Annotated in this window: 8 protein-coding genes; 2 read left to right on the top strand and 6 right to left on the bottom strand. The window is 71.8% G+C overall.

Going from position 1 to position 6,784, the window contains the following annotated elements:
• Positions 1 to 204: 204 nt before the first annotated feature.
• From ABZY31_RS19490 to ABZY31_RS19480, 3 genes are all read right to left on the bottom strand, one after another.
• Positions 205 to 1,065, bottom strand: a complete 861-nt coding sequence (locus tag ABZY31_RS19490) for a MetQ/NlpA family ABC transporter substrate-binding protein (protein WP_356412019.1) — start codon at positions 1,063 to 1,065, stop codon at positions 205 to 207.
• 94 nt (positions 1,066 to 1,159) lie between these two features.
• On the bottom strand, positions 1,160 to 1,828 hold the full coding sequence (locus ABZY31_RS19485) for a methionine ABC transporter permease (RefSeq protein WP_356412016.1): 669 nt from the start codon (positions 1,826 to 1,828) through the stop codon (positions 1,160 to 1,162).
• Positions 1,825 to 2,904: an ATP-binding cassette domain-containing protein gene (locus ABZY31_RS19480; protein WP_356412013.1), complete on the bottom strand. Its 1,080-nt coding sequence runs from the start codon at positions 2,902 to 2,904 to the stop codon at positions 1,825 to 1,827. Before ABZY31_RS19480 ends, ABZY31_RS19485 begins: the two co-directional genes overlap by 4 nt.
• Before the next feature lie 630 nt (positions 2,905 to 3,534).
• Here ABZY31_RS19480 and ABZY31_RS19475 point away from each other — a divergent pair.
• Both ABZY31_RS19475 and ABZY31_RS19470 read left to right on the top strand, forming a co-directional pair.
• Entirely contained in the window at positions 3,535 to 3,903 is a 369-nt protein-coding gene (locus tag ABZY31_RS19475; protein WP_356412010.1) for a hypothetical protein, read from the top strand.
• A complete protein-coding gene (locus tag ABZY31_RS19470; RefSeq protein WP_356412007.1) occupies positions 3,896 to 4,324 on the top strand; it encodes a hypothetical protein in 429 nt (142 codons plus the stop codon). Before ABZY31_RS19475 ends, ABZY31_RS19470 begins: the two co-directional genes overlap by 8 nt.
• 24 nt (positions 4,325 to 4,348) lie before the next feature.
• On the opposite strand, the gene ABZY31_RS19465 is transcribed toward ABZY31_RS19470, so the two are convergent.
• From ABZY31_RS19465 to ABZY31_RS19455, 3 genes are all read right to left on the bottom strand, one after another.
• Positions 4,349 to 4,846 (bottom strand): GNAT family N-acetyltransferase, encoded by a 498-nt coding sequence (locus tag ABZY31_RS19465; protein WP_356412004.1) that lies wholly within the window; start codon positions 4,844 to 4,846, stop codon positions 4,349 to 4,351.
• Positions 4,847 to 4,883: 37 nt separating this feature from the next.
• Complete coding sequence (locus ABZY31_RS19460; protein ID WP_356412001.1) at positions 4,884 to 5,402, bottom strand: sigma-70 family RNA polymerase sigma factor; 519 nt, start codon at positions 5,400 to 5,402, stop codon at positions 4,884 to 4,886.
• Positions 5,403 to 5,493: 91 nt separating this feature from the next.
• Positions 5,494 to 6,681, bottom strand: coding sequence for a glycerophosphodiester phosphodiesterase (locus tag ABZY31_RS19455; RefSeq protein ID WP_356411998.1), 1,188 nt, complete (start codon positions 6,679 to 6,681; stop codon positions 5,494 to 5,496).
• Between the last annotated feature and the right edge of the window lie 103 nt (positions 6,682 to 6,784).

Here is a 6,784-nt window from a genome sequence, read left to right as displayed (position 1 = left end):
CCCACCATTAACGCCGTTAACACCCCGGCACCGGCCACTCCCCCCACCGAGCCGGGATCCCCCCAACCCCCCCACCGGAAACGCCTGGTAAGGCCCGGCCGCGACCCCCCCCCCGCCGCGCCGCCCCCCCGCCCGCCCGGGGAGGGCGTGCGGGGCCGGGGCGGCCCGGGGCCCCTGTCGGGAGGCCCCGGTCGGGAGCCGGGATCAGGAGGCCGGGGCGCCGAAGGCCGGGATGACCGAGCCCTGGTACTTCTCCTCGATGAACTTCTTGACCTCGTCGGTGTTCAGGAGCTTGGCGAGCTTCTGGATCCGGGGGTCGTTCTGCTTGCCGTCCTTGACCGCGAGGAGGTTGGCGTAGGGGTTGCCCTCGGCCTTCTCCAGGACCAGCGCGTCCTTGGCGGGCACCAGCTTCGCCTCGATGGCGTAGTTGCCGTTGATGACGGCGGCGTCGACGTCGTTCAGGGCGCGCGGGACCGTGGCGGCCTCCAGCTCCTTGAACTCCAGGCCCTTCTTGTCGGTGATGTCGGCCAGCTTGGCGGCGGTGCCGACACCCTCCTTGAGGGTGATGAGCTTGTTGGCGGCGAGCAGCTGGAGCGCGCGGCCCTCGTTGGTGGGGTCGTTCGGGACGGCCACGGTCTGGCCGGCCTTGATGTCCGTGAGGGACTTGGCCTTCTTGGAGTAGAGGCCGAGGGGCTCCAGGTGGACGTTGACCACCGGGACGATGTGGGTGCTGTTCTTCTTGTTGAAGTCGTCCAGGTACGGCTTGTGCTGGAAGAAGTTCGCGTCGACCTGGCCCTGCTCGGTGGCGGTGTTGGGCAGGACGTAGTCGGTGAACTCCTTGACCTCGATCTTCAGGCCCTCCTTCGCCGCCAGCTTGTCCTTGACGAAGTTCAGGATGTCGGCGTGCGGGCTCGGGGAGGCCGCGATGACGAGGGGCTTGCTCTCGTCGGTCGTGCCGCCGGAGGAGGCGGCGGACGGGTCCGAGGAGGTGCCGCAGGCGGTGAGGCCGAGGGCGAGGGCCGCGGTGGTGGCGGCGAGGGCGGTGGACTTGATGGAGCTGCGCACGAAGAGTGCCTCTTTCCTGATGGTGCGGACAACGCCCAAGCACGACGAGTGCGGGCTGTGGGGGAAGGGAGTTCGTGGGGGCCGGGGCCCCGGGTCAGGCTGTCCGGCCGCGGCGGGCGAGGAGGCGGACCACGCCGTCGCCGAGCAGCTGGATCACCGTGACGAGTGCGATCAGTACGACCACGGTGGCGACCATGAAGCCGGTCTCGAAGCGCTGGAAGCCGTACGTGATGGCCTTGGAGCCGAGGCCTTCGCCGCCGACCGCGCCGGCCATGGCGGAGTAGCCGACCAGGGTGATCACGGTGGTGGTGACGGCGGCGACCAGCGAGGGCAGTGCCTGCGGCAGGAGCACCTTGCCGACGAGGGTGGGGACTCCCCCGCCCATGGACTCGACGGCCTCGACCAGTCCGTGGTCCACGCCGCGGACGGAGGTCTCGACGAGCCGGGCGAAGAAGGGGATGGCGCCGATGGCGAGCGGGACGATCATCGCGGTGGGGCCGATGAAGGTGCCGACGACGGCGGTGGTCACCGGGATCAGGAAGATCAGCAGGATGATGAAGGGCATGGAGCGGCCGACGTTCACGATCGCCCCGAGGACCTTGTTGACCACCCGGTTCTGCAGCAGGCCGCCGGTGTCGGTGAGGACGAGCAGGATGCCGGTGGGCAGCCCGCCGAGTACGGTCACCAGGGTGGACCACAGGACCATGTAGAGGGTGTCGTACGTGCCCTGGGTGAGCAGGGGCTGCATCTCGGACCAGGTCACTTGGCGCCGTCCTTCACGAGCTGGGCCGGGACGGTGCCGGCGGGGGCGGACGCTTCCCGGACCGCGGGTTCCCCGGCGTCGACCACGTCGACCTGGAGGCCCCGCTCGCGCAGGAAGCCGACCGGGACGACGTTGTCCTCGTAGCGGCCGGGGAGTTCGATGCGCATCCGGCCGACCTGGCGGCCGGCGACGGTGTCCATCGCCGCCCCCAGGATCGATATGTCGATGTTGTAGGTGCGCGACAGCTGGGAGATGACCGGCCGGGTGGCTTCCTCGCCGTGGAAGGTGACGTCGACCACCGTGCTGTCGGCGCCGGTGGCGACGCCGCTGACCGGGAAGAGCTCGTCGGCGAGTTCGGAGCCGGGGGTGGCCAGCAGTTCGGAGACCGTGCCGGATTCGACGATCCGGCCGCGCTTCATCAGGGCCGCGGAGTCGCAGACGGCCTTGACCACGTCCATCTCGTGCGTGATGAGCAGCACGGTGAGGCCGAGCTGCCGGTTGAGGTCGCGCAGCAGCTGGAGGATCGAGCGCGTGGTCTCGGGGTCCAGGGCGCTGGTGGCCTCGTCGGAGAGCAGCACCTTGGGGTCGCCGGCCAGGGCGCGGGCGATGCCGACGCGCTGCTTCTGGCCACCGGAGAGCTGACCGGGGTAGGAGCCGGCCTTGTCGGCGAGGCCGACGAGGTCGAGGAGTTCGAGGGCCTTGCGGGAGCGCTCGCGGCCGGAGATCCCGAGGATCTCCAGGGGCAGCTCGACGTTGCCCCGCACGGTGCGCGAGGACAGCAGGTTGAAGTGCTGGAAGACCATGCCGATGCGGCTGCGGGCCTCGCGGAGCTCCTTGCCGGCGCGGCGGCCCCGGCCGGCGAGTGCGGTGAGGTCGACGCCGTCGACGCTCACGGTGCCGGCGGTGGGACGCTCCAGCAGGTTCACGCAGCGGATGAGGGAGGACTTTCCGGCGCCGCTCTGGCCGATGACTCCGTAGACCTCGCCCTCGCGGACGTGGAGGTCGACCCCGTCCAGGGCGGTGACCTCGCGGCCACGGGACTGGTAGACCTTCGTGAGGCCCGATGTGGTGATCACAGGAATTCCGTCGCTGTCGAGTGCACGGCATGGCAGGCCGGGCACGGGGCAATCGTCTGGGGACGCGATGCGGGACGAACCGGGATGAATCGGCGGTTCGGCGCCGGGCGTGGGGCAGGAGTGTCCGGGGTGGCCCTACAGCGGGGAGGCGCTACGGCGGGCACGGTCCGGACGGACTCGGCCGGTCTCGCTTCGGGGCGCGAGGCTCAGGAAGGGGGGCCCTCAGAAGGCGCGCATTCGACACATACAACGAGCACCGGGCGTCATCGTCGCCTCGGTCGCAAGGGTGCGGCTGCTCGTCGTGGTCATGGCCCCAGTAAACCAGACGTATCCCTTCACCGATCAAAGGTGTCCGGATAGCGGACGGATATCGTCCGTCATCCGGATGCTTCCGGGCGGCGGCGCGGCGGCGCGGACCACCCGGAGCGACCCCGATGCCCGCCTGGTACCCGCCTGATGACCTGCGCCGAAGCCGTCGACGGCGCCGTGGCGAGCGCGCCGCGGTGCGGCGCCCGGACGGCCCGCGCTGTGGTCAAGACCACGGTCCCCGCCGCGGCCCGGGGGTCCGGGGCGGCCGGGCCGGGACGGGGCGCGCGCAGGGGGTCGCCGGACCCGTAATACCCTCGCAGCATGCTCGACGCCCTGACGGTCGCCATCGGCGCGGCCGCACTCGCCCTCGCCGCCTGGTGCGGATTCGCCGCCTGGCGGGACCAGCCGACCAAGGACTGGCACTTCGCCGGGATGGCCGTGGTCACGCTGCTGGTCCTGGCGCAGCTGGTGGTCGGGCTGGTCAAGCTCGGCGGGGGCGCGGAGCCGCACGACGGGACCGTGCTCTTCGTGGCGTACCTCGTCGGCGCCTTCGCGGCGGTTCCGGCCGCCGGGCTGCTCTCGCTGACCGAACGCAGCAAGTGGGGTTCGGTGACGGTGGCCGCCGGTGCGGTCGTCCTCGCGGTGCTCGAAGTACGGCTCTACGACATCTGGGGTGGCACCGGTGCCTGACACGAACGCGAACGCCGGGACGGCCGGCGGGCGCACGAAGCTGGTCTCCGGGCCGGGCGTGCTGCTCGTCTGGCTGTACGGGGTGATCACCGTCGGCGCGGTCTCGCGCTCGGCCTACCAGATTTCCACCGAGTTCGACCGGGCCCCGCTGCCCTACGCGCTGAGCGCGGTGGCCGCGCTGGTGTACGCCTTCATCACGTACTCGCTGGTGCGCGGCGGGGAAACGGCCCGCAAGGCGGCGCGGCTGTGCTGCGCCGCCGAGCTGACCGGCGTGCTCACCGTGGGGACCTGGACCGTGGTGCGGCCCGATTCCTTCCCCGACTCGACGGTGTGGTCGCAGTTCGGGATGGGCTACCTGTTCATCCCGGTGATCCTGCCGATCACCGGGATGCTCTGGCTGCGCGCGAAGCGCGGGCAGTGACGGGAGGGGCGGGGGTCCGGCCGGTCAGGCGCTGACCGCGTAGTCGGCGGTCTCCTTCTCCAGCATGACCAGCTCCACGCCGTCCGAGGCCGTGCGGCCGCCGACCGCGACGTAGCCCGCCTTGCGGTACATCCGCAGGTTGGACTCGCTCTTGCGGCCCGTGAAGAGCCGGAAGCGGGAGGTTTTGGAGCCGTCGGCCAGCGCCTCCTCCACACCGCGCAGCAGCCGGGCGCCGAGCCCGTGGCCCTGGAGGCGCGGGTGGACGCAGAGCTTGGCGATCTTGCCGGCGCCGTCCCCGTCGGTGCTGCCGCGCACCGCGCCGACCACCTCGTCACCGAGGCGGGCGACCAGCACGGTGTCGCTGGCCAGTTCGCCCTTGAGGGAGTCGAGGGACTGCGTGAGGGGCTGGATGAGGTAGTTGCCGTACAGCTCGGCCTCGCGCTGGAAGCACAGGTACTGGAGCTTGAAGATCTGCTCCGCGTCTTCGGCCGTCGCCGCCGAAATGGTCACGCTCATGCCCATGTGCGCATGCCTCCCGCTCACCTGGTAGCCCGTTGGTCTACCGCTCCTTTCCCCGCAGGCCAGGAGCCTCAACCTCTGCAGCCAGCATTCTGCGCAGACATCCCAGGCAACGGGAACGTACGGGCCCCAAACTTCCTTGTGAGATACCCAACTCTCCTGCGATTTCACGGTAGGTGAGGTCTCTGGGCGAAAGAAACGCATTCATGAGCTCCGGACAGCGTCCGGGCAGCCGGGCGACCGCCGACCGGACGGCGCGGTCCTGCTCCCGGTGGAGCAGCTCCCCTTCGGGTCCGTGTCCGGGCGCCTGCGCGGCGGATCCCGCGGGCCGCGCGTACGGGACTTCGCGCTGCGAGCGGCGGCGGCCGAGCCGGGCTTCGGCCCGCACGGCGCGGCGCAGCCAGCGGGCCGGTTCGGCGGGCGCGGGCCCGTGCGGGTCGCGCTCCAGCAGCCGCACCCACACGGCCTGTTCTAGATCGGCCGGATCCATCCCGGCGAGCGGTGCTTCGGCGGCGGCCTCCGCCGAGAGCAGGGGTCCGAGTTCCTTGAGCAGGTCCATGCCGGGCGGGACGCGAAGACCGCGCCCGGTGGTTTCCCGACCGGGCGCGGCACACTCGTACGAGTCATTCGGCCACCGGGTTGACGGCCGGTCAGCGCGGGCGGCGTCCCGGGCGGAAGTCCTCGGCGGCGATCAGCGCGGTGTCGGCGTTGTCCGAGAAGATCCCGTCGATCCCGAGGGCGAAGTAGGCGCGGAAGGCGCCGAAGGCGTCCCCGTAGGCGTTCGGGTCGGTGCCCTTGCGGAAGTCGGCGGGCAGGAAGACGTTCTCGTTGCGCGCGGTGTAGGGGTGCAGGACCAGTCCGCGCGCGTGGGCGTCGCGCACCAGGGTGGTCGGCGTCCCGAGCTTGCCCGCCGCGTCGCGCGGCACGATCAGGTCCAGGGTCGGGCCGATGCCCTGCGCGTAGCCCGCGATCCACTTCAGGCCCTCGGGCGTGACCAGGTCGGCGACGGTGCGCGGGTCCTTGGCCAGTTCGAAGTCCCAGGGGCGGGTGTTCGCGGCGCCGAGGAGCACGACGCGGGGAGCCGAGACCAGCTTGGCGAGCCGCTGGATGCTGGAGGGCTCGAAGGACTGGAGGAAAACGGCCGAGTTCCGCCGGTCGCGGCCGTAGCGGCGCAGCAGCTTCGCGAGCGGCTCCTCCAGGCCGAGGCCGAGGGCGCGGAAGTAGCTGGGGTGCTTGGTCTCCACGTGCAGCCAGACCCGCTTGCCGCGGCGCTTGCCCTCGCGGTCGGCCCAGCGCAGCACCTCTTCGAAGGTGGGGACCTCCCAGCGGCCGTCGTAGAGCGTGTTGCGCTGGCGGACGGCGGGGATGCGTTCCTTCGCGCGCAGGGTCTTCAGCTCGGCGAGGGTGAAGTCCTCGGTGAACCAGCCGGTGACGGAGACGCCGTCCACGGACTTGGTGGCCCGCCGGGAGGCGAACTCCGGTCGCTCGCCGACGTCCGTGGTGCCGCCGATCTCGTTCTCGTGCCGGCAGACCAGGTGCCCGTCCCGGGTGGGGACCAGGTCCTGCTCGATGACGTCCGCGCCGAGGTCGAGGGCCAGCTGGTAGGAGCCGAGGGTGTGTTCGGGCCGGTAGCCGCTGGCCCCCCGGTGGCCGATGACCGTGGGGTACGGCAGCTCGCGGTAGCCCCCGCCGTCGCCGTACGCCTGCGCGCCGGCCGCCTGCGCGCCGTCCGCGCCCGCTGCCGCCGCCGGTCCCGCGCCGAGCGCGAGCGCTCCGCCGCCCGCCGCCAGTACGGCCGCCCCCAGCACCGCGCGCCTGCCTGCCCCGCCCTGCGCCATCTTCGCCCTCATCCCGTTCGGACCGCCCGGAGCCTTCGCCCCCGGTCGGCGACCGATGGTAGGCAGCGGCCGGTGGCGCGCGGGCGATGCCCGGCGGGACGGG

The organism is Streptomyces sp. NPDC006529 (assembly GCF_040611795.1).
GTDB lineage: Bacteria > Actinomycetota > Actinomycetes > Streptomycetales > Streptomycetaceae > Streptomyces.
The sequence above is the reverse complement of the archived record's forward strand: the minus strand, read 5'-3'. Positions and strand labels throughout refer to the sequence as shown.

What these genes read in the sequence shown, in the direction of transcription:
- ABZY31_RS19475 (WP_356412010.1), top strand. Translation starts at nt 3,535, where the DNA reads ATGCTCGACGCCCTGACGGTCGCCATCGGCGCGGCCGCACTCGCCCTC.
- ABZY31_RS19465 (WP_356412004.1), bottom strand. Translation starts at nt 4,846, where the DNA reads ATGGGCATGAGCGTGACCATTTCGGCGGCGACGGCCGAAGACGCGGAG.
- ABZY31_RS19460 (WP_356412001.1), bottom strand. Translation starts at nt 5,402, where the DNA reads ATGGACCTGCTCAAGGAACTCGGACCCCTGCTCTCGGCGGAGGCCGCC.
- ABZY31_RS19455 (WP_356411998.1), bottom strand. Translation starts at nt 6,681, where the DNA reads ATGGCGCAGGGCGGGGCAGGCAGGCGCGCGGTGCTGGGGGCGGCCGTA.